The organism is Streptomyces sp. NPDC021020 (genome assembly GCF_044333285.1).
In the GTDB taxonomy this organism is placed as follows: domain Bacteria; phylum Actinomycetota; class Actinomycetes; order Streptomycetales; family Streptomycetaceae; genus Actinacidiphila.
On sequence record NZ_JBIRQQ010000006.1, the window covers coordinates 300,222 to 322,253 of the forward strand.

A 22,032-nucleotide genomic window follows, 5' to 3' on the forward strand; every position below is an offset into this window, starting at 1 on the left:
TCAGTCCCGGTGCGCCTCGTAGTGGGCCACGGCCTCGCTGGTCCGCCCGGCGCCGTACACACGGAGGAACTCTGCCAGGTGCGGATGGAGCGGCGCGAGGGAGCGGGCCGCCTCCTCGACCTCCGCGGCCGAGGCCAGCGAGCGCAGCACCTCCTGGATGCCGCGCACCACCTCGCGGGGCGCGGCGACCGGGGCCTCGGCCGGGACCGCGGAGTGCGTCGTCGTGCTGAGGACGGAGGTGGCCGCCGCGTCGCGGATCTCGTCCATCCGGGCCGCCGCCTCCAGCGCGCCCGTGCGCCCCTCCACGACCTGCGCGGCCAGTTCCTGGAGCGCCTGCAGCCGCTGCACCACCGCCGGGTTGCCGATCTTGGCCCGCTGCCCGCTCTTGAGCTGCGACAGCATGGGCGCCGACAGCCCCAGCACCGCCGCGAGCCGCGCCTGGTTGAGCCCCAGATCCGCGATGAGCCGCTGGAACAGCTCCCCCAGCGGCTCCCCGTACCACCCGCGCTGCAACTCCCGGGCCGCCGGCGCCCGCGCACCGGTGTCCTGGCCCCCGCCGGTCCGGCCCGAGCCGTCCATGGCCACTCCCTGTTTGCGCGTGCGAATCCCGCAAACCATCCTAGGTCCCGGAAATGCCGTTCGGCCGATGCCGCGACAGCGGGTAGGCTGACTCCGTTGCGGGGCCTTAGCTCAGTTGGTAGAGCGCTGTCTTTGCATGGCAGATGTCAGGGGTTCGACTCCCCTAGGCTCCACCGCAGCTCAACGCCCCTTTCGCGGACCGCGGAAGGGGCTTTCGCATGCCTGGAGTCCACCCAGAGTCCGCCGGGGCCCGCGCGGGGCGGGCGCGCGGGCCCCTCAGGCGGACGAGGCAGTCCGGTTGACGACGTTTCACGTGGAACAGCGGACGTCGTGGGACGGGCTCAGGCGGCGACGGCGGCCGGCCAGAGGGCGTCGATGGCCTGCTCGGCCTCGGCGAGGCTCTTGTCGGCCAGCGGGACCAGCTCGGCCATCGCCGGGTTGACCCGGGAGAGCGTCAGCTCGGCGGTGATGAAGCGCGGGACGAGGCCGGTCAGCGAGACGCCGTGCGGAAGCCACTGCTGGGCGTGGTCCCAGCCCTCGCGCGGGGTGCCGGGGGCGTAACCGCCGCCGCGGGACTCCACGACGATGAAGTCGCGGTCGCCGAGCAGGCCCTCCTGCGTCTCGGGGTGGACGGACAGGCCGACGGCGATCAGGTGGTCGACCCAGGACTTGACGCTGCTGGGCGCTCCCCAGTTGTAGACGGGCAGGCCGAGCACCACGGCGTCGGCCGCGAGGACCTCGCCGACGACCTCCTGGCTCAGCGCCCAGGCCGCCGCCTGCTCGGGGGTGCGGTCGGCCTCCGGGACCATCCCGGCGTGCACGGTCGCGGGGGTCAGGTGCGGCAGCGGGTGGTTGCCCAGGTCGCGGTAGGTGACCGTGCCCTCGGGGTGCGCGGCACGCCACGCGGCCGCGGCGCGGGCGGTCAGCCGCCGGCTGGTGGAGTTCTCGCCCTGGACGCTGGAGTCGATGTGCAGCAGATGGGGCATTTCGTTGGTCCTCTCTCATTGATTTGCCTTACGCCAACGATTTATAGCACGACACGATTCCCGCATGCCGGGATAGACTTCGTGAATGGCCTCCCTGCCCGTGCTGAACCAGCCGCCGCGGCGGTCGGGCGCGCTGCTCGACCACGTCGCACGGCGCATGCGGCTGCACGCGGAGGGCGTGCTCGGGCCGCTCGGGCTGCGGCCGCGGCATCTGGTGGCGCTCACGGTGCTGCGCGACCAGGGCGGCAGCACCCAGCAGGCCCTTGCGACGACGCTGATGATGGATCGCGCCACGGTGGTCGGCCTGCTCAACGAGCTGGAGAGCGACGGGCTGGTCGAGCGGCGGCGCTCCCCCGAGGACCGCAGGCGTCACATCGTGCGGCTGACCGAACAGGGGGAGCGGGTGCTGGTCAAGGCCGAGTTCTCGCTCGCCGGGGTCGAGGACGAGGTGCTGGGGGCGCTGGACGCCGAACAGCGGGACACTCTCTACGAACTGCTGCTGCTCGCCGCGTCCGGATCGCTGCCCGCCTGCGACGCCGCGGCGCACGGGCCGGCGGGCGACGGCTGCACCCCGGCGGAGGACGACGGCGGCTGCGCCCCGGCGGCGGGCTGCTGAACGCACCCGGTGCCCCGTGCCGCCGGTGCGACACAATCGGGGCGTGATGTTCGGCATCCTCGGTACGACACGGGCCCTGGGCGCGGACGGCGCCGAACTGGCGCTGGGCGGCCCGCGGCGGCGCGCGCTGCTCGCGGTGCTGCTGCTCGACGCCGGGCGGCTCGTCGGCACCGAGCGCCTGATCGACGCGCTGTACGGGGAGGAGCCGCCGTCCGGCGCGGCCAACGCGCTGCAATCGCAGGTCTCCCGGCTGCGGCAGGTGCTGCCCGTCCCGGTCGAGGGCCACCCCGCGGGCTACCGGCTCGCCGTCGCGCCCGACCAGGTGGACGCGCACCGCTTCCAGCAGCTCAGCGCGCAGGGCCGGGATGCGCTGCTCGCCGGCCGGCCCGCCCTGGCCGCCGAGCTGCTGCGGGACGCCCTCGCGCTGTGGCGCGGCCCGGCGCTCGCCGACGTCGGTGACGCGCCCTTCGCGGCCGCGCAGGTCGTCCGGCTGGAGGAGCTGCGCACCGGCGCGGTCGAGGACCGGGCCGAGGCCGATCTCGCGCTGGGCCGACACCGCTCGCTGGTCGCCGAGTTGGGCGCGGCGGTCGCGGCACACCCGCTGCGGGAACGGCTGCGCGGCCAGCTGATGCGGGCGCTGTACGGCAGCGGGCGGCAGAGCGAGGCGCTGGAGGCGTACGAGGACGCCCGCCGTGAGCTGGCCGAATCCCTCGGGGCGGACCCCGGACCCGAACTGGCCGCCGTGCACCTGGCGATCCTCCGCGGTGAACCGCTCGACGTCCCGGCGGACGGTGTTCCACGTGAAACACCGGAAAACGCCTCCAGTCGGGATGTTCCACGTGAAACACCGCCGGGCACCCACTCCATGACGCCGGCCCGGCCGGCGGTGCGGACACCGCCCGCAGCCCTGCACGTCACCGCACCCGCGCCCGTGTCCGTACCGGACGCGTCCTCCCCGCCCGCCGCCCAGCACGATCTGCCGACCCAGCTCACCAGCTTCGTCGGCCGTGGCGAGGAGCTGTCGGCGCTCGACGACCAGCTGGCCCGACGGCGGCTGGTGACCCTCATCGGCCCGGGCGGCGCGGGCAAGACCCGCCTCGCGGTGCAGGCGGCCGGCCGCCATCCGCACGACGCCTGCTTCGTGGACCTGACCGGCGTGACCGACGGGTCAGAGGTCTCCCAGGCCGTCCTCGGCGCCCTCGGCCTGCGCGACGGAGGCCTGCTTCCGACAGCGGGCCACACCGGCCCCGCGGGCGCCGCCCCCGGGACGGGCGCCGCCGACCTCGTGGCCCGGATCGCCGCCGCCCTCGCCGACCGGCCGCTGCTGCTGGTGCTGGACAACTGCGAGCACGTGGTCGCCGAGGCGGCCGCGCTCGCCGAGCGGCTGCTCGCCGCATCCCCCCATCTGCGGATCCTGGCCACCAGCCGGGAGGCCCTCGGCATCACGGCCGAGACGCTGTGCCCGGTGCCCACGCTCGCCCTGCCGCGGCCCGGCAGCGACCGCGACCAGGTGCTCGCCTCCCCCGCGGTGCGGCTCTTCGCCGAACGCGCGGCCGCCGTCAGCCCGGGCTTCGACCTGAGCGCGGACCCGGCCACCGCCGACACCGTGCTGCGGCTGTGCACCGCCCTGGACGGGCTGCCGCTGGCCATCGAGCTGGCCGCCGCCCGGCTGCGCACGCTGCCCGTCACCGAGATCGCGGCCCGGCTCGGCGCGCTGCCCGCGGACACGGCTTCGTACAGCATCGGGCCGCGGCCCGACGTCCTCTTCCGGCTGCTGTCGCGCGGCAGCCGGACCGCCCAGCCGCGGCAGCGCACGCTGCGCGGGGTCGTCGACTGGAGCTGGGAGCTGCTGCCGGAGGACGAGCGGGCCGTGCTGCGCCGCGCCTCGGTCTTCGCGGGCGGGTGGACGCCGGCCGCCGCCGAGGCGGTGTGCGCGGACGGCGCCGACCCCGAGGACAGCGCTGGCGCCGCGGAGGGCATCGACCCCGAGGACATGCTCGACCTGATGGCCGCGCTCGTCGAGAAGTCGCTGGTGGTGGCCCAGCACACGGACGGGCCCGGCGGCGTCCGCTACCGGATGCTGGAGTCCATCCGCGCCTACGGCGCCGAGCGGCTCGCCGAGGCGGGCGAGACGGAGCGGACCCACCGCGCGCACGCCGCGTACTTCCTCGGCTTCGCCCTCGCCGCCGACTCCCGTCTGCGCGGCTCCGAGCAGCTGGACTGGCTGCGGCTGCTCTCCGACGAGCGCGACAACCACCAGGCCGCCCTGCACCGCACCCTCGACGCCGGCGACATCCCCGGCGCCATGCGGCTGATCGCCGCGCTCTCCTCCTACTGGCTGCTGCGCGGGGTCCGGTACGAAGGCGTCGGCCCCGCCCGGCAGGTGCTGGCCGCGCTCGGGCCGCACGCGCCCGAGGGCCTGGAGGAGGAGTACGTGCTGTGCGTGCTCGCCGTCGTCAGCGCGCTGACCGACCCTTCCGACTACACCGCGCACGTGGCCGAGTCGACCCGGATCGTCGAGGGCTTCTTCCGGGTGGCCAGCCGCTTCCCCGTCCTGACGCTGCTGTGGGCGCCCTTCGCCGGGGCGCCCACAGCCGACTCGGCGGAGCTGGCAAAGGCCGAGGCGAGGCTCGCCTCCCGCCACGACCCTTGGTACGACGCGCTGGGGCGGCTCGGGAACGGCTTCCAGGCGTGGCTGACCCACCGGGATCCGGTCGCCGCCCGCGAGGCCTGCGAGGAATCCCTCGCGGGCTTCCGGGAGCAGGGCGACCGCTGGGGCATGATCACCAGCCTGCATCTGCTCGCTGATGTCGCCGACCACGCGGGGGACCTGCACAAGGCCGTGGCGCTGCACGAGGAGGCGCTGGTGCTCGCCGAGGAGCTGGACAGCGCCCTCGACGTCTCAGAGCTGCTCACCAACCGCGCCGCCTACCGGCTGCGGGCGGGGGACCTCGCGGGCGCCGAGGCCGACTGCGAACGGGCCGTCGTGCTCTCCCGGCGGGCCGGCGCCCCCGAGGGCCTGGCCCTCGCGCACAAGGGCCTCGCGGATGTCGCGCGGCTGCGCGGTGATCTGCCGGGTGCCCGGGCGCTGGCCGAGCAGGCCCTCGCCGAATGCCCCACCGGCTGGTTCTCCGGCAACGCGACCCGCACCGGGATACAGGTGGCCCGCGCCCGGATCGCGGTGGCCGCGGGTGACGCGGACGGTGCGCGGGCGCCGCTGCGGGACGCGGTGACCTTCGACCCCGACGTGCTGCGGATGGCCGCGGAGACCGCCGCGACCGCCGCCGAGGCCGCCGCCGCCCTCGCGCTGCTGGACGGCGAACCCCGGCAGGCCGCCACGCTCCTCGCGGCCGCCGAGGCGCTGCGCGGCGGCTCCGGCACCGGGCCGGACAGCACCGGCGTCCTGCGGGACGTCCGGGCGGCGCTGGGCGGCACGGACCTCCCGCAGGACACGCCGTCCGACCGGACCGCCGCCGTCGAGCTGCTGACCTCGTACGTCTGCCGCGACTGACCCCGCGCACAGCGCGCACCGCGTCCGGTGCGTGAGCGGTGCGTGAGCGGTGCGCGGACGGTCAGCCGCCGGTCAGCGGCGCCCCGCAGGCTGCCGTGCATGACGAAGACATCGACGCAGGACACCACCGGCGCGACGGGCGCCGCCGACCGCGACGGACGGCGCTGGGCCGTCCTGGCCATCTGCAGCGTCGCCTCCGCGCTGCTCGGTATCGACACCAGCGTCCTCAACTACGCCGTGCCCTCGCTCAGCGCGCAGCTCGCGCCGTCCGCCACCCAGCTGCTGTGGATCGTGGACGTCTACGGCTTCGTGCTCGGCGGCCTGCTCATCGTGATGGGCAACATCGGCGACCGGATAGGCCGCAAGAAGCTGCTGCTGATCGGGGTGACCGGCTTCGGCGCCGCCTCCGCGCTCACCGCCTACGCCGGCAGCCCGGAGATGCTCATCGCCGCCCGCGCGCTGCTGGGCCTCTTCGGCGCCACGATCATGCCCTCCACGCTCTCCCTGGTGCGGGCGGTCTTCACCGATCCCAAGGAGCGCACCGCCGCGGTCGGCATCAGCGGCGGGGTGGCCGCGGCCAGCTTCGCGCTCGGCCCGGTCGTCGGCGGCCTGCTGCTGGACCACTTCTGGTGGGGCTCGGTCTTCCTGGTCAACGTGCCGGTGATGGCGCTGGTGCTGGCCCTGGGCGCGGTCGTGCTGCCGGAGAGCCGCAACCCGAAGCCCGGGCGGCTGGACTGGATCAGCGTGCCGCTGTCGGTGGCGGGCATGTTCGGCGTGATCTACGCGATCAAGACCGCGGCCCGCGACGGTGTCGCCGAGCCCGCGGTGTGGATCGCCGGCGGCCTGGGCGCCGCGCTGCTGCTCACCTTCCTGCGCCGCCAGAACAGGCTCGCCGAACCGCTGCTGGACCTGCGCCTCTTCCGCAACCCGGCCTTCTCCGGCGCGATCGGCGCCAACGTCGTGACGATGTTCGCCTCGACCGTGCTCTCCCTCGGCTTCTCGCTGTACTTCCAGGAGGTGCGCGGCTGGTCGCCGCTGACCGCGGGCCTCGCCGTACTGCCCGGTCCGCTGGCCGCCGCGGTGGTCGCCCCCGCCGCCGCCGCGCTGATCCCGCTCATCGGCCGGGCCCGTACGGTGGCCGCCGGGCTGGTGCTGATGGGCCTCAGCACGGCGGGCCTGGGCCTGGCCACCGAGCACAGCGCGTACTGGGAGCTGCTGCCCGTGGTGATCGTCAACGGCGCGGGCCTGATGCTCACCTTCGCGGTGACGGCCGACACCATCCTCGCCAGCGCCCCGGCGACCCGCACCGGCGCCGCGGCGGCCACCTCGGAGACCGCCATGGAGCTGGGCGGCGCTCTCGGCATCGCCATCCTCGGGTCGGTGCTCAACGCCTACTACCGCAGCGACCTGACCCTGCCCTCCGGGCTGACGGCCGGCCAGACCGGCGCGGCCCGCGAGTCGGTGAGCGGCGGTGTCGCGACCGGCAAGGAGCTGGCCGGCGGGCTCGGGCACCAGGTCGTCGAGGCGGCCCGGAGCGCCTTCACCGACAGCCTGCACGTCACGACCCTGATCGGCGGCGGCCTGATGCTCGCCGGCGCGGTCGTCGCGCTCATCACCCTCCGCAAGGTGCCCGCGGTCCTGCTCGACCCGGAGCCCGCGACCGCCTGACACCCCGTACGACCCCGTACGACCCCGCGGAGCCCTGGCCCCGCGCCCCCTCGGCAGGGGGCGCGGGGCCAGGGCTCCGGTGCGTGCGCGCGCTGTGGCGGGGCGGACCCCGCGCCTTACGCGCCCTCGGGCTTGTCGTCCTCGGACGACGGGAAGTCGGCGTCGGCGTCCGCATCCGCGGAGCCGTCGACGAGGTCCACGTGCGCGCCGCTCTGGCCGTTGACCGACGACGGCGGCGCGTCCAGCGGGTCGACGACGGTCAGGGTGCTGGTGCCGCTGATCGTCTCCTCGGGAGCCGGCGCCTCGGTGGCCTCGCCCGGCTCCACCAGCCATTCCGGGTCGGCCTGCGCGCTCCACCAGCGCCAGGCGGCGAAGACCGCGCCGCCCGCGACCCCGGCCAGCAGCAGTGTGCCGAAGGCCCGCGCGGTCTTCTGACGCCGGATCCGCTTGCGGACCAGCCGGTCGATCTCGGCCGCGGTCACCTGGCCGCGCAGCGCGTGCAGGGCCGCGGAGCCGCGCACCAGCGCCTCGGCGGTGACCGGTACGGCCACCGCCCGGGTTGCCGCGACCGCGGAGTTGACCCGCGGCACGGTGTAGTCGGCGGCTGTCCGCGCGCCCTGCGCGGTGCGCCGTGCGGCGGTCTCGACCGCTTCCGCGGCCTTCGGCGGCACCGCCGCCCAGGCCTGCTCGCGCGCCTGCTTCACTTGGGCGGCGAGCTTGGCGTCGTAGGCCCGGCGGGCGTACGAGCCCGCCTGCTGGGCGTAGACGCCGGCCTGCTGTGCGTACCGCGCGGCCTCGTCCTTCGCGGTGTTCGCGTACGGCGCAGCCACCTCCGCGGCGTGCCGCACGCTGTCCTTGGTCATGTCGGCCGCGTTGCGCACGCTGTCGATGCGGGTCACAGGAACCTCCTCCTCGGTGGCGTACGGTTTTCGCCTTTCCATCCGGTTTGAAATCATGCCCTCCTACACCGCGTACGGCATGTGCGGACGGGCATCCGGGTCAGTCGGCCCGGTTGCTGCGGAGTCGGCGGGCGCGGAGTGCGGGGGAAGGCCGCGCGGCGGTTCGCGCCGTGCGAGGATCGACCCCTGTCAGCGACGACTATGGAAGGTAGACCGTGGCCGAGGAGCTCTACGCCACCTTGAAGACCAACCAGGGCGACATCGTGATCCGGCTTCTGCCGAACCATGCCCCCAAGACCGTGGCCAATTTCGTCGGCCTCGCCGAGGGCACCCGGGAGTGGACCGACCCGAACACCGGCCAGGCGTCGCACGACCGCCTCTACGACGGCACGGTCTTCCACCGGGTGATCTCCGGTTTCATGATCCAGGGCGGCGACCCGCTGGGGAACGGCACCGGCGGACCCGGCTACAAGTTCGCCGACGAATTCCACCCCGACCTGGCCTTCACCAAGCCCTACCTGCTGGCGATGGCCAACGCGGGCCCGGGGACCAACGGCTCGCAGTTCTTCATCACCGTGTCCGCGACCGCGTGGCTGACGGGCAAGCACACCATCTTCGGTGAGGTCGCCGACGACGCGAGCCGCAAGGTCGTGGACGCGATCGTGGGCAGCCCCACCAACCCGCGCACCGACCGTCCGCTGGAGGACGTCGTGATCCAGTCGGTCGTCGTCGAGAAGCGCGGCTGACGTAGGCTGCGGGGCCCAGGCCGCCGCGACACGACAACGACGGGAACACCGCGCCCCGCCCGCACGTCGGAAGAGCGGGTGGGGCGTTCGGCGCGCGGGAGCGCCGCGACAGGGGAGTGGACTCATGGACCAGCCGGTCTGCTGCTATCGGCATCCGGACCGGGAGACCGGCATACGCTGCACCCGGTGCGAGCGGCCGATCTGCCCGGAGTGCATGATCAGCGCCTCCGTCGGCTTCCAGTGCCCGGACTGCGTACGGCAGGGGGCCTCGGCCCACACCCGGCACCGGACGGTCGCGGGCGGCGTGGTCGCCCGGGACCCCTTCCTGGTCACCAAGATCCTCGTCGCGCTCAACGTCGCCGTCTACGTGCTGGAGCTGACGGTCGGCAGAAGGATCGCCGACGACCTCGGCCTGCAGGCCGCCTGTTACCCGGGGACGGGCCAGTGGTGCGGCAGCGTCGCCGACGGCCAGTGGTACCGGATCATCACCTCGGCTTTCGTGCACGACCTGCCGCCCAATTTCACGCACATCCTCTTCAACATGCTCACGCTGTGGTGGATCGGCGGGCCGATGGAGCGCATCCTCGGCCGCAGCCGCTATCTCGCGCTCTACCTGGTCTCGGCGCTGGCGGCCAGCGCTTCGGTGCTGCTGCTGGATCCGCACGCGCTCACCTTCGGCGCCTCCGGGGCGCTCTACGGGCTCTTCGGCGCGACCGCGGTCTTCGCGAAGCGGCTCAACTACGACATGCGCCCGATCCTGATCCTGCTCGCGCTCAACATCGTCTTCACCTTCACCTGGCCCCATGTGAGCTGGCAGGCGCACCTGGGCGGGCTGGTGGGCGGCACCGCGGTCGCCGTGGGGATGTTCTACGCCCCACGGGAGCGGCGGAACGCGGTGCAGTGGGGGACCACCGTCGGAGTGCTGGTGCTCTCACTGGTGATCAGCGTGGTCGCTGTGGCCCAGGTCACGTCCTGAGGGCCGTAACCACAGCCGTTGATCAGACGTTATCCACAGCGGGTAGGGAAGTCTGTGCATGTTGTGCACACCCCGCGGAAGGGGATGTGGGCAACCGGCCGGGCGTTCGGATTGCCCCGATTTTTCCGGCAAGATCACTGCGGTTCGATGTCGGGACAGCAAACGACCGGTGGCCGTCAGCCGCGGCCACCGGTCGTACCGGCGTCAACCTCGTAGAGGTTATCCACAGATCTTCCGACCTTTTCCCCACTGTGGAAAGGGCTGTGGATAACTGTGTGGACAACCGTTCCGGCACTGCGGCCGGCAGTGCCCGCTACTTCCACTGAGTGGAGACGACGAAGCCCCCGGCGATGAAGCCGAAGCCCACGACGATGTTCCAGTTGCCGAACGCGTCCACCGGCAGATCGCCCTGCGTGACGTAGAAGAGCACGATCCAGGCCAGCCCGACGACGAAGAACGCCAGCATCAGCGGGGCGACCCAGCCGCGGTTGCCCAGCTTTATGGCGGTTGCTGCCTTCACCGGGGGCGGGGTGAAGTCGGCCTTCTTGCGGATCCGTGACTTCGGCACGAGGGACTCTCCTGTCGATGCGCTGCGTAACCGCGCGAAGGTGCTGGGCGGTCCTGGCGGGTATGGGCGGATGTAGGCGGATGTGGGCGGATACGGAAAGGACGGGGGCGGTGCCGCCGCCGGGCGTCCGTTAGCGTAGTGCTTCATCTGCTTGTTAAGGAGACAGCGTACGGTGGCGACGGATCCTGGCGGAAGCGCACCCGCCCCCTCCTCTCGCCCCGCCTCGCGCACGGTGGCGCTGCGGCTGGCCAGTGCGGGAGTCTTCGCGCTCGCGGGGCTGATCTTCTGGATGAGCTTCGACACCGCCAAGGGCGTCGACATCCGCAGCGACGACCCGCTGCCGAAGCTCTCCGACACCATCCGCAGCAAGAACGCCCACAACGAGCAGCTGGAGGACCAGCTCACCGGTGTCCGCGACGACGTGGACACGCTCACCCGGCAGGGCAGCGGGCTGAGCGCCGCCGAGCAGGCCAGGATCGACGCCCTCCGCAAGGACGCCGGCACCGCCCCGCTCACCGGCCCGTCCGTCGAGGTCACCCTGAACGACGCCCCGCAGGGCGCGACCCCGCTCATCCCCGGTGTCCCCGACCCGCAGCCCAACGACCTGGTCATCCACCAGCAGGACCTCCAGGCCGTGGTGAACGCGCTCTGGCAGGGCGGCGCCCGCGGCATCCGCGTCATGGACCAGCGGCTGATCTCCACCAGCGCCGTCCGCTGCGTCGGCAACACCCTGATCCTCCAGGGCCGCGTCTACTCCCCGCCTTACCGCATCACCGCGGTCGGCGACCAGGCGAAACTCCGCCAGGCTCTCGACCGCAGCCCCGCGATCCAGAACTACCTCCAGTACGTGGCCGCGTACGGCCTCGGCTGGAAGGTCGGCACCGCACGCAGCACCACCCTGCCGGGCTACACCGGCTCGACGTCCCTTCACTATGCGCAGCCTGTGGAGCAGCCCTGAAAAACCCCCGGACAACGGGCTCTTGGCCGCCGGACGCGCAGGTGAAGCCAGGACGAAGCTTTGTCCGGCTACCAACCCACTCCGGGCGATCTCCCCTTACTCTGTTCCGGGGAGCCGGAAGGAAGGGACCGCATGTACGGCTGGATCTGGCGGCATCTGCCGGGCAACGCGTGGATAAGGGCGCTGACCTGCCTGGTGCTGATGCTGGCGGTCGTCTACCTCCTCTTCCAGTACGTCTTCCCCTGGGCGGAGCCGCTGCTGCCCTTCAATGACGTCACCGTCGACAACGGGATGGCCGCCGTCCGATGAGCACACGCATCCTCGTGGTCGACAACTACGACAGCTTCGTCTTCAACCTGGTCCAGTACCTCTACCAGCTCGGCGCCGAGTGCGAGGTGCTGCGCAACGACGAGGTGCGGCCGGCCCACGCGCAGGACGGCTTCGACGGCGTGCTGCTCTCCCCCGGCCCCGGCACCCCCGAGGAGGCCGGGGTGTGCGTCGACATGGTGCGGCACTGCGCGGAGACCGGGGTGCCGGTCTTCGGCGTCTGCCTCGGTGTGCAGTCCATCGCGGTCGCCTACGGCGGCGTCGTCGACCGGGCCCCCGAGCTGCTGCACGGCAAGACCTCGCTGGTGACGCACGAAGGGGCGGGCGTCTTCGCCGGACTGCCGTCGCCCTTCACCGCCACGCGCTACCACTCGCTCGCGGTCGAGGGCCCGACCCTCCCGGACCAGCTCCAGGTCACCGCGTGGACGGACAGCGGGATCATCATGGGGCTCAGACACCGGGAGGCCGCCGTGGAGGGCGTGCAGTTCCACCCCGAGTCGGTGCTCACCGAATGGGGGCACCGGATGCTCGCGAACTGGCTCGCCGAATGCGGCGACGCGGGCGCGAGGGACCGCTCGGAGGGGCTCGCGCCCGTTGTCGGGAGGGCGGGGGCGTGACCACGCTCCGCCCGGAGCGCCCCGCCGACGACGGCCCGATGTCGTACGAGAACACCGGGCAGTTCAGAGCTGTCGTGGAGCAGCTCCACGATCCGCTGAACGACCCGCTGCCCGGCCGCCCCGCGGCGGTCCCGGAGGAGCCGCAGGAGGCCCCGGGCGGCGAGGGCCCGCAGGGCGTCCCGGAGCTGTACGCGGAGCAGGGCCCCGAGCCGGAGCAGGTGTACGCCCCCGCGCCGCAGGCCTTCGCCGGGCCCTCGTCCGCCTCCCCGTGGTTCAGCCCCGCGCAGCCCCTGGAGCCGTCCCCACCCGCTGCCGTACCGCCCGCCGTTTCGCCGTACCCGGAGCCGGCCCCACCCGCCCCAGCCGCCCTCCCGTACGAGCAGCCCCCCGGACCCGCGCCGTACGACGAGCCTGCCGCACCGGCCCCGTACGACGAGCCCGCCGCACCGGCGCCGCACGACGAGCCGCGGGAGGACGGGGGCGGGGACACCGCCGTGCTCCCGGTCGCGGCGCCGGAACCCGAAGCCGCGGCCGAGGCCCCCGTCGTCACGCCGCCCCCGGCGGACGGCGGGCGGGCGGCGCGGCGCAAGGCCGCGCGGCAGGGCGGCGGCGGGCACCGGGCCCGCGGCGGCGGCCAGAACGGCGCAGGACAGGCCGCGCAGCCCGCGCAGGCGCAGAACGCGGCCTCCGCGGCGCCGCTGAGCCGCGTGGAGGCCAGGCGGGCCGCGAAGGCCGCCAAGGACAGCCCCGCGGTCATCGCCAGCCGGGTCGTCGGCGAGCTGTTCATCACCGCCGGCGTGCTGATGCTGCTCTTCGTGACCTACCAGCTGTGGTGGACCAACGTCCGGGCCCACCGCGAGGCCGCCGGCGCCGCGAACAACCTCCAGCAGAAGTGGGACAACGAGTCCGCCGACCCCAACCGGGTGCCCGGCACCTTCTCGCCCGGCCAGGGCTTCGCGATCATGTACATCCCCAAGCTGGACGTCAAGGCGCCCATCGCGCAGGGCGTCTCCAAGCACAACGTGCTCGACAAGGGCATGGTCGGCCACTACGACGGCGCCCTGAACACCGCGATGCCCTGGGACAAGACCGGCAACTTCGCCGTCGCCGCGCACCGCAACACCCACGGCGAGCCCTTCCGCTACATCAACCACCTCAAGGCCGGCGACAAGGTGGTGGTCGAGACGGAGAGCGACTACTACACCTATGTGATCACCAGCTCGCTGGCCAGCACCCCGCCGTCCAACATCAGCGTGCTCAAGCCGATCCCGGACGGATCGGGCTTCACCGCGCCCGGCCGCTACCTCACCCTCACCACCTGCACCCCGGAATTCCAGAGCACCAACCGGCTGATCGTGTGGGGCAAACTGGTCGAGGAGCGTCCGCGCAGCAAGGGCAAGCCGGACGCGCTTGTCTCCGGCGACTGACGGTTCCGCGGAGCCCGCCCCCTCGCCGGCAGTGCCGCAGTGCCATCGGACGGAGAGCTGAACAGCGTGACGACCACCACGACCAGCGAGACGGGCGACCCCGGCGCTCCGCAGAGTGGCGACGGCCAGGGCGGCCCCCCGAGAGGCAGGAGCCCCCTCGCCTCCGTCGTGAGCGTCGTCGGCGAGCTGCTCATCACGGCCGGGCTGGTCCTGGCCCTCTTCGTCGTCTACTCCCTGTGGTGGACGAACGTGCTGGCCGACCGGCACGAGGCCAAGGAGGCCGAGAAGGTCCGCCAACAGTGGTCCCAGGCGCCGCCCGGCGCACCCGGGGCCGGGACCCGGGGTCTGGACACCGGCGACGGCATAGGTTTCCTGCACGTCCCCGCGATGGGCAAGAACTACGAGGTGCTGGTCAAGAAGGGCACCTCGACCAAGGTGCTCAACGAGGGCGTCGCCGGCTACTACACCAAGCCCACCCCGGCGGCCATGCCCTGGGCGAAGACCGGCAATTTCACGCTCGCCGCGCACCGCGACGGCCACGGTGCGAAGTTCCACAACATCAACAAGATCGACGAGGGCGACGCGATCGTCTTCGAGACCAAGGACACCTGGTACGTCTACAAGGTCTACAAGATCCTCGACCAGACGTCGAAGTACAACGTCGGGGTGACCGCCCAGGTGCCCAAGGAGTCCGGCCGCACCAAGCCGGGCCGGTACATCACCCTCACGACCTGCACCCCGGTCTACACCTCGCGCTACCGCTACATCGTGTGGGGCGAGCTGGTGCGCACCCAGAAGGTCGACGCGCAAAGGACGCCGCCGCCCGAACTGCGCTAGTCCGGACGGCGGCGCCCCTGGTGCTGCGGTGGGCCCGGGTCCGCCCCGGGCCCCGCGGGATCAGCCGCCCCCGCCGCCGCCCATCGTCACCAGCTGGACCGTCTGGCCCGGCTGGAGCGGTGTGCCCTGCGGCGTGGTGCTGCTGATCACCCGGGCGTTGTCGCCCTGCGGGCCGCCGCCGATGACCTGGACGTTCATGCCCATCTGCTGGAGCTGCTGCTTGACCTCGCCCAGCCGGTGGCCGGTGACGTCCGGCATGACCGCGCCCTGCGTCGGGTCCTGCGTCTGCTGCGCGGGGCCGGAGGAGATGATCACGGTGATCGAGTCGTCCAGCTTCGCCGAGGAGCCCGCCTGCGGGTTGGTGCCCATGACCGTGCCGTTCGGATACTGCGGGTCGTCCGACGGCTGGTTCTGGGTGTGGATGTTGGTGAAGCCCATGTCCTGGAGCTGCTTCTTCGCACCGGCCTCGTTGTAGCCGGCGACATCCGGGATCTCCTTCTCCGCCGGCTTGACCGCGACCTTCAGCGTGATGATCGTGTCCTTGGGCTGCTTGGTGCCCGGCTTGGGGTCCTGGCTGATGACGGTGTCCTCGTCAACCGTGGTGGACTCCTGGTCCACCCGCTTGACCTGGAATCCCTGGCTCGTCAGCTGGGTCTGCGCGTCCTCGAACTTGTCGTTGACGACATCCGGCACCTCCTTGGGCGCCACGCCCTTCGACAGGACGACGGTGACCGTCTTGTCGGAGGGGATCGCGGCGTCGGCCGCCGGGGTCTGCGAGCAGATCAGGTCCTTCTCGACCGCGTCGCAGAAGGCGGGGGTGCCCGCGACGATCTTCAGGTTGATGTTGCCGCCCGTCGTCGTCGCCTCGTCCATGGACTTGCCGACGAAGTTGGGCACCTTCTCGTCGCTGCCCGCGCTGCCGCCGCCGAAGAGCGCCTTGCCCAGGAAGATCGCGCCGACCAGCACCAGGACGCCGGCCAGCACCAGCAGGACGGTGGACGCGTTGCCGCCGCTCTTCTTCTGCCGGCGCCGGTCGGGGCGCTCCTCGTAGCCGTAGCCGCCGTCGTCGTCGCGGGCCGGCGGCAGCATCGAGGTGCGCGGGTCGGCCTGCTGCGGCAGGGCGGTGGTGGCGGCCCCGTCGCCGTACGACGGCGGGTAGCCGTAGCCGGCCGCGCCCATCGCGACGGCCGCCGCGACCGGCTGGCCGTCGAGCGCGCTCTCGACGTCGGCGCGCATCTCGTCGGCGCTCTGGTAGCGGTAGTCGGGGTCCTTGGTCAGCGCCTTGAGGACGATCGCGTCCATCGCCGGGCTGACCTCGGGGTCGAAGACCGACGGCGGCTGCGGGTCCTCGCGGACGTGCTGGTAGGCCACCGCCACGGGGGAGTCGCCCACGAAGGGCGGCCGCACGGTCAGCAGCTCGTAGAGCAGGCAGCCGGTCGAGTAGAGGTCCGAGCGGGCGTCGACCTGCTCGCCCTTGGCCTGCTCCGGCGACAGGTACTGCGCGGTGCCGATGACGGCGGCGGTCTGCGTCATCGTCATGCCCGCGTCGCCCATCGCACGGGCGATGCCGAAGTCCATGACCTTGACCTGGCCCGTACGGGTCAGCATCACGTTGGCCGGCTTGATGTCCCGGTGGACGATGCCCGCGCGGTGGCTGTACTCCAGCGCCTGGAGGATGCCGACGGTCATCTCCAGCGCCCGCTCCGGCAGCAGCTTGCGCCCGGAGTGGAGCAGCTCGCGCAGCGTCGAGCCGTCGACGTACTCCATCACGATGTACGGGATCGAGACGCCGTCGACGTAGTCCTCGCCGGTGTCGTACACGGCGACGATCGAGGGGTGGTTGAGCGAGGCGGCCGACTGGGCCTCCCGGCGGAACCGGGCCTGGAACGACGGGTCGCGGGCGAGGTCCGCCCGCAGCGTCTTCACCGCCACGGTACGGCCGAGACGGGTGTCATGCGCGAGGTACACCTCCGCCATGCCACCGCGGCCGAGCACCGAGCCCAGCTCGTACCGGCCGCCGAGGCGACGCGGCTCTTCCATAGCTCTACCCTCTCCTCAAACCCGTATCTTGACGTTCACGACCCGAATCCGTTAATCCCTGCCCTGCGCTGCACGCAGCTACGGTACCGGGCATTTCCCGCGGATCCGTGCCCTCGCCCTCCGCCGATACCTGACCGGTATGTGAACAGGGGCGACACCGTGCGTGACGTTGGTCTCACTTGCCCAGCACCGCTTCCATGACGCTCTTGGCGATGGGGGCCGCGAGGCCGCCGCCGCTGATGTCGTCGCGGTTGGCGGCGCCGTCCTCGACGACGACCGCGACCGCCACCGGCGAGCCGTGGTCGGTCATGGCGTAGGAGACGAACCACGCGTACGGCGCCTTGTCGTTGTTGACGCCGTGCTGCGCGGTACCGGTCTTGCCGCCGACACGCACCCCGGGGATCTTCGCGTTCTTGCCCGTGCCGGAGGTGACGACGGTCTCCATCATCGACTGGAGCGCCTGGGCGTTCTTCGGCGAGAGCGGGGTGCTCAGCTGCTTCGGGGTGGTCTGCGAGACGGTGCTCGTGTTGGGCGCCTCCAGCTTGTCCACCTCGTACGGCTGCATCAGCACACCGTTGTTGGCGATCGCGGAGGCGACCATGGCCATCTGCAGCGGCGTCGCGGCCGTGTCGAACTGGCCGATGGACGACTGGGCGACGTGGTCGGTGCTCATCTCGGTGTCGAAGTTGCTCGCGTTGGCGCGCACCGGGACGAACTGCTCCTTGTTGAAGCCGAACTTCTCGGCCTCGGCCACCATGTCCTTCAGGCCGACGTCGGTGCCGAGCTTGCCGAAGACGGTGTTGCAGGACTGCCGCAGCGCTTCGCGCAGGGTGGCGTTCTTGCACTTGATGCTGCCCTCGTTCACCAGCGGCTTGGTGGTGCCCTCGGGGATGTACGGGTCGGGCGACGTGGTCGGGTCGTCGATGTCGGTGACCTGGCCGTTCTCCAGCGCGGCGGCGGCGGTGACCAGCTTGAACGTCGAGCCCGGCGGGTAGGTGATGCGCAGCGCGCGGTTCTGCGTGGGGTCGTCCGGGTCGTTCTTCTTGTCGAGCGCCGCCCACGCGTCGCCGTCGTTGCTGCCGGCGATCGTCGAGGGGTCGTACGACGGGGTGCTCGCCATCGCCAGGATCGCGCCGGTGCGCGGGTCGAGCGCGACGACCGCGCCCTTCTTGTCGCCGAGCCCGTCGTACGCGGCCTTCTGCGCCTTGGCGTTGAGCGTCGTCACCACGTTGCCGCCCTGGCGCTGCTTGCCGGTGAGCAGGTCGATGGTGCGGTTGAAGAACAGCCGGTCGTCGTCGCCGGTGAGGAAGCTGTCCTCGACGCCCTCCAGCATGGTCGTCCCGTAGACCTGCGAGGCGTAGCCGGTCACCGGCGCCCACATCTTGCCGTCGGTGTAGGTGCGCTTGTACTTGAAGTCGCTGCCGGTGGTCTCGGTGTGGCCGGTGACCGCCTTGCCGTCGACGATGATGTCGCCGCGCGGCTGGGCGAACTGGTTGATCGCCAGCCGCCGGTTGTGCTTGTCGTTGTTGAGCTGGTCGGCCTGGACGAACTGCACGTAGTTCACCCGCACCAGCAGGGCGAGGACGAGCAGACCGCAGAAGATCGCAACCCGTCGCAGTGGCTTGTTCACTGGCTCTTCACCACCTGGGTCGCTTCGGCGTCGGGGGATCCTGCGGGGGTCGGGGCGGGCCGGCGCGCGGTGTCGCTGATCCGCAGCAGGATCGCCACCAGGGCCCAGTTGGCGATCACCGAGGAACCTCCCTGCGCCATGAACGGCATCGTCATACCCGTGAGCGGGATGAGCCCGGTCACGCCGCCCGCCACCACGAAGACCTGCAGCGCGAAGGCGCCGGACAGGCCGATGGCCAGCAGCTTGCCGAACGGGTCGCGGGCGGCCAGCGCGGTGCGGATGCCGCGCTCGATCAGCAGCCCGTAGAGCAGCAGTACGGCCATCACACCGGCGAGGCCCATCTCCTCGCCGACGGTGGCGAGGATGTAGTCGCTCTTGGGCGCGATGCCGAGGATCAGCCGGGAGTACCCCTGGCCGAGCCCGGAGCCGAACAGCCCGCCGGCCCCGAAGGCGTAGCGGGCCTGCGCGGTCTCGGTCACGCCGCCGTTGGAGGCCAGCGCGAGCGGGTGCAGCCAGTCCTGGACGCGCATCTTCACGTGCGACTCGGTCGAGGCGACCGCGACCGCGCCGGCCGAGCTGAGCAGCAGGCCGAAGACGATCCAGCTGGTGCGCTCGGTGGCCACGTACAGCATGATCACGAAGAGGCCGAAGAAGAGCAGCGAGGTGCCGAGGTCGGTCTCGAAGATCAGGATGAGCAGGCTCAGGGCCCAGATCACCAGGATCGGGCCGAGGTCGCGCCCGCGCGGCAGGTACAGGCCCATCACCCGGCGGCTGGCCAGCGCCAGCGCGTCGCGCTTCACCATGAGGTAGCCGGCGAAGAAGATGGTGATGACGATCTTGGCGAACTCACCGGGCTGCAGCGAGCCGATGCCGGGCAGCGTCACCCAGATCCGGGCGCCGTAGACGGGCGGGAAGAACACCGGCAGGACCAGCAGGAACAGCGCCAGCGCCATCGAGATGTAGGTGTAGCGCTGCAGGATGCGGTGGTCCTTGAGGAAGACCAGCACCGCGATGAAGAGCGCCACGCCGAACGTCGACCACATCAGCTGCTTGGACGCCATCGGGGCGCCCAGGCTCGGCTCCTGGTCGAGCCGCCAGATCAGCACCAGGCCGAGGCCGTTGAGCAGCGTCGCGATCGGCAGCATCAGCGGGTCGGAGTACGGCGCGAACTTGCGCACCAGCAGATGGGCCACCCCGGCGAGCAGACCGAGGCCCACGCCGTAGCCGAGCAGGCCCGCCGGGACCGAACCGTCCATGGCCAGCCCGACGTTCGCGTAGGCGAAGACCGGGATGAGGACGGCGAAGAGGAGCAGGGCCAGCTCGGTGTTGCGGCGGTTGGGAGCGCCGATCGACGTGATGGTGGTGGTGTTGCTGGCGCTCATGACGAGCCGAGCCCTCCTGGACTTACGACTGCCCCGACGGGCAGTTCCGGGCCTTCGCCTGCTCTTCCGGCGTCAGGGCCTCGGCAGTGGGCGGGGTCGTGGCCTTGCCGGTGTCGGCCTTGTCGGGGCCCGACGCGTCCGGGCTGTTCTTGCCGGGGGTCGAGGTGCTCGTCGGCTTGCCCACCTCGGGGCCGGCCGCGCCGGCGGCACCGGTGCTGGTCGGCAGTGCGGACTTCGCCTTGTCGAGCGGGCTCGCGGCCCGGTCGTCCTTCTCCGACGCGCTGCCCCCGGCGGCTCCGGTGTCGCCCTTCGGCGTCCCGGCGGGGTTCTGCGCCTTGATCCGCTCGGCCTTCTCGCAGACCTTCGCCTGGTCGCCGAGCTCCTTGGCCTTGTTCTCGGCCTGGCTCAGGCTGCTCATCGCGATGGTGTCGGTGACCTGGCTGCGCAGGTAGTCCGGCAGGTAGGCGAGCTTGATCTCGGGGTGCTCCTTGTGGAGCTTCGACATGCTGACCCAGATCAGCTTCTGGTCGATGCCCTGGTAGACGGCGACGTGGTCGCCCTTGGTGCCGACGTAATACCGCGTCTGCGCCCAGGTGTAGAAGCCGTAGAGGGTGCCGCCGGCGAGTACGGCGAGTACGGTCGTGCCGATCACCGTGCGCTTGACCCACGACTTCTTGCGGGGCTTGTCCGGCTCCGTGTCCTCGTGCTCGCCGAACGTGCCGAGCGGGGCGCCCGGGACGGGCCCGCCGCTGCCGGGGGGGCCGAACGCGCCGGCCGGGCCCGACTGCTGCGGGGCGCGGCCCAGCTCCGCGGCGCGGCCGGCCGGGGTCTGCAGGTGGCGGGCGTCGCTGAGCGGCAGCTGGGTGTCGGCGACCGCGCCGACCACCACGGGGGTGTCGTTGAGCCGGCCGGCCACGGTGTCGCCGTCGTCGGTGTCCAGGACGTCGGCGACGATGCAGGTGATGTTGTCGGGGCCGCCGCCGCGCAGCGCGAGCTGGATCAGCTCCTGCACCGTCTCGTGCGGCGCCTGGTAGCCGGCCAGGGTGTCTTCGAGGGTCTGGTGGCTGACGACGCCGGACAGGCCGTCGGAGCAGATCAGATAGCGGTCGCCGACCCGCACCTCGCGGATGGACAGGTCGGGTTCGACCCGCTCGCCGCTGCCCAGCGCGCGCATCAGCAGCGAGCGCTGCGGATGCGTGGTGGCCTCCTCCTCGGTGATCCGCCCCTCGTCCACCAGCCGCTGCACCCAGGTGTGGTCCTGGGTGATCTGGGTCAGGACGCCGTCGCGCAGCAGGTACGCGCGCGAGTCGCCGACGTGGACCAGGCCGAGCCGCTGGCCCGTCCACAGCAGGGCGGTGAGCGTGGTGCCCATGCCCTCCAGCTGCGGGTCCTCCTGGACCATCTGCAGCAGCTGGTCGTTGGCGCGCTGCACCGCGGAACCGAGCGACGTCAGGATGTCGGAACCGGGAATGTCGTCGTCGAGCGAGACAATGGTGGAGATCACCTCGGACGAGGCGACCTCACCGGCGGCCTGCCCGCCCATGCCGTCGGCGATCGCGAGCAGACGGGGACCGGCGTAGCCGGAGTCCTCGTTCCCCTCGCGGATCATGCCCTTGTGCGAACCGGCGGCGAAACGCAGGCTCAGAGACATGCGTACCTCCCCCGTCGGCTCCGGGTACATCCGCACGCTGCCCACCCTCTCGCTCGCGCGTCGTGGCTCCGCTCGCTCATTGTGCGACTACTTCCGCAGCTCGATGACGGTCTTGCCGATGCGGATCGGTGCACCCAGCGGGACCGGGGTCGGCGTGGTGAGCCGATTCCGGTCGAGATAGGTGCCGTTCGTGGACCCGAGGTCCTCCACGATCCACTGGCCGTCGCGGTCCGGGTAGATCCTGGCATGCCGGCTGGACGCGTAGTCGTCGTCGAGGACGATCGTCGAATCGTGCGCCCGTCCGAGCGTGATCGTCTGGCCCTGGAGCGCCACCGTCGTCCCGGCGAGCGACCCCTCGGACACGACCAGCTTGGTGGGGGCGCCGCGCCGCTGGCGCGGGCTCTGCTGCGGCGCCTGCGCGCGCTGCGCCTGCGGCGCGGCCTGCTGGCGCTGCTGCGGCGGGCGCGTCCCGGCGTCGCGGCGCCCCGCGCGCTGGGTCACCCGGGTCCCGAAGAGGTCACTGCGGATGACCTGCACCGCGACGATCACGAACAGCCACAGCACGGCGAGGAAACCCAGCCGCATGACCGTCAGGGTCAGCTCTGACATTGGCC

Annotated in this window: 19 protein-coding genes and 1 tRNA gene; 11 read left to right on the forward strand and 9 right to left on the reverse strand. The window is 72.2% G+C overall.

Features of this window, described 5'->3' with window-relative positions; translation table 11 throughout:
• Nucleotides 1-579: a DNA-binding protein gene (locus ACH4SL_RS19950; protein WP_398447227.1), complete on the reverse strand. Its 579-nt coding sequence runs from the start codon at nt 577-579 to the stop codon at nt 1-3.
• Between the two features lie 100 nt (nt 580-679).
• Between ACH4SL_RS19950 and ACH4SL_RS19955 the strand changes: the two genes are divergently transcribed.
• Nucleotides 680-752: transfer RNA gene (locus ACH4SL_RS19955), tRNA-Ala, on the forward strand.
• 168 nt (nt 753-920) lie between these two features.
• Here the strand turns inward: ACH4SL_RS19955 and ACH4SL_RS19960 are convergent.
• Entirely contained in the window at nt 921-1,565 is a 645-nt protein-coding gene (locus ACH4SL_RS19960) for an FMN-dependent NADH-azoreductase (RefSeq protein WP_398447229.1), read from the reverse strand.
• Between the two features lie 85 nt (nt 1,566-1,650).
• Here ACH4SL_RS19960 and ACH4SL_RS19965 point away from each other — a divergent pair, with 85 nt between their 5' ends.
• From ACH4SL_RS19965 to ACH4SL_RS19975, 3 genes are all read left to right on the forward strand, one after another.
• The gene (locus tag ACH4SL_RS19965) at nt 1,651-2,181 is read left to right on the forward strand and encodes a MarR family winged helix-turn-helix transcriptional regulator (protein WP_398447231.1); all 531 of its coding nucleotides are present in this window, start codon (nt 1,651-1,653) and stop codon (nt 2,179-2,181) included.
• A 46-nt stretch (nt 2,182-2,227) separates the two neighbouring features.
• Nucleotides 2,228-5,692 (forward strand): AfsR/SARP family transcriptional regulator, encoded by a 3,465-nt coding sequence (locus ACH4SL_RS19970; protein WP_398447805.1) that lies wholly within the window; start codon nt 2,228-2,230, stop codon nt 5,690-5,692.
• Between the two features lie 99 nt (nt 5,693-5,791).
• On the forward strand, nt 5,792-7,360 hold the full coding sequence (locus tag ACH4SL_RS19975; protein WP_398447233.1) for an MFS transporter: 1,569 nt from the start codon (nt 5,792-5,794) through the stop codon (nt 7,358-7,360).
• A gap of 116 nt (nt 7,361-7,476) precedes the next feature.
• Here the strand turns inward: ACH4SL_RS19975 and ACH4SL_RS19980 are convergent, their stop codons facing one another.
• Complete coding sequence (locus tag ACH4SL_RS19980; RefSeq protein WP_398447235.1) at nt 7,477-8,259, reverse strand: DUF5324 family protein; 783 nt, start codon at nt 8,257-8,259, stop codon at nt 7,477-7,479.
• 215 nt (nt 8,260-8,474) lie between these two features.
• Between ACH4SL_RS19980 and ACH4SL_RS19985 the strand changes: the two genes are divergently transcribed.
• Both ACH4SL_RS19985 and ACH4SL_RS19990 read left to right on the forward strand, forming a co-directional pair.
• Entirely contained in the window at nt 8,475-9,005 is a 531-nt protein-coding gene (locus ACH4SL_RS19985; protein ID WP_398447237.1) for a peptidylprolyl isomerase, read from the forward strand.
• A 124-nt stretch (nt 9,006-9,129) separates the two neighbouring features.
• The gene (locus ACH4SL_RS19990) at nt 9,130-9,981 is read left to right on the forward strand and encodes a rhomboid family intramembrane serine protease (RefSeq protein WP_398447239.1); all 852 of its coding nucleotides are present in this window, start codon (nt 9,130-9,132) and stop codon (nt 9,979-9,981) included.
• A gap of 313 nt (nt 9,982-10,294) precedes the next feature.
• Here the strand turns inward: ACH4SL_RS19990 and crgA are convergent, their stop codons facing one another.
• On the reverse strand, nt 10,295-10,549 hold the full coding sequence (gene crgA, locus ACH4SL_RS19995) for a cell division protein CrgA (protein ID WP_398175097.1): 255 nt from the start codon (nt 10,547-10,549) through the stop codon (nt 10,295-10,297).
• A gap of 289 nt (nt 10,550-10,838) precedes the next feature.
• Between crgA and ACH4SL_RS20000 the strand changes: the two genes are divergently transcribed.
• From ACH4SL_RS20000 to ACH4SL_RS20020, 5 genes are all read left to right on the forward strand, one after another.
• A complete protein-coding gene (locus tag ACH4SL_RS20000; RefSeq protein ID WP_398447807.1) occupies nt 10,839-11,507 on the forward strand; it encodes a DUF881 domain-containing protein in 669 nt (222 codons plus the stop codon).
• 132 nt (nt 11,508-11,639) lie between these two features.
• The gene (locus tag ACH4SL_RS20005; protein WP_398447241.1) at nt 11,640-11,816 is read left to right on the forward strand and encodes a hypothetical protein; all 177 of its coding nucleotides are present in this window, start codon (nt 11,640-11,642) and stop codon (nt 11,814-11,816) included.
• Nucleotides 11,813-12,451 carry an aminodeoxychorismate/anthranilate synthase component II gene (locus tag ACH4SL_RS20010; RefSeq protein ID WP_398447243.1) on the forward strand — a complete coding sequence of 213 codons (639 nt, stop codon included), beginning with the start codon at nt 11,813-11,815 and terminating at the stop codon, nt 12,449-12,451. Before ACH4SL_RS20005 ends, ACH4SL_RS20010 begins: the two co-directional genes overlap by 4 nt.
• Nucleotides 12,448-13,878, forward strand: coding sequence for a class E sortase (locus ACH4SL_RS20015; RefSeq protein WP_398447245.1), 1,431 nt, complete (start codon nt 12,448-12,450; stop codon nt 13,876-13,878). The genes ACH4SL_RS20010 and ACH4SL_RS20015 overlap by 4 nt, the downstream gene beginning before the upstream one ends.
• Before the next feature lie 66 nt (nt 13,879-13,944).
• Nucleotides 13,945-14,715 (forward strand): class E sortase, encoded by a 771-nt coding sequence (locus tag ACH4SL_RS20020; RefSeq protein ID WP_398447247.1) that lies wholly within the window; start codon nt 13,945-13,947, stop codon nt 14,713-14,715.
• A 60-nt stretch (nt 14,716-14,775) separates the two neighbouring features.
• Here ACH4SL_RS20020 and pknB read toward each other — a convergent pair whose 3' ends face one another.
• The 5 genes from pknB to ACH4SL_RS20045 form a co-directional block, all read right to left on the reverse strand.
• Nucleotides 14,776-16,755 carry a Stk1 family PASTA domain-containing Ser/Thr kinase gene (gene pknB, locus ACH4SL_RS20025; RefSeq protein ID WP_398447249.1) on the reverse strand — a complete coding sequence of 660 codons (1,980 nt, stop codon included), beginning with the start codon at nt 16,753-16,755 and terminating at the stop codon, nt 14,776-14,778.
• 175 nt (nt 16,756-16,930) lie between these two features.
• Complete coding sequence (locus tag ACH4SL_RS20030; protein ID WP_398447251.1) at nt 16,931-18,385, reverse strand: peptidoglycan D,D-transpeptidase FtsI family protein; 1,455 nt, start codon at nt 18,383-18,385, stop codon at nt 16,931-16,933.
• Entirely contained in the window at nt 18,382-19,767 is a 1,386-nt protein-coding gene (locus ACH4SL_RS20035; protein ID WP_398447253.1) for an FtsW/RodA/SpoVE family cell cycle protein, read from the reverse strand. Before ACH4SL_RS20035 ends, ACH4SL_RS20030 begins: the two co-directional genes overlap by 4 nt.
• Before the next feature lie 22 nt (nt 19,768-19,789).
• The gene (locus ACH4SL_RS20040; RefSeq protein WP_398447809.1) at nt 19,790-21,448 is read right to left on the reverse strand and encodes a Stp1/IreP family PP2C-type Ser/Thr phosphatase; all 1,659 of its coding nucleotides are present in this window, start codon (nt 21,446-21,448) and stop codon (nt 19,790-19,792) included.
• A gap of 57 nt (nt 21,449-21,505) precedes the next feature.
• A complete protein-coding gene (locus ACH4SL_RS20045) occupies nt 21,506-22,027 on the reverse strand; it encodes an FHA domain-containing protein (RefSeq protein ID WP_398447255.1) in 522 nt (173 codons plus the stop codon).
• Nucleotides 22,028-22,032: the final 5 nt, after the last annotated feature.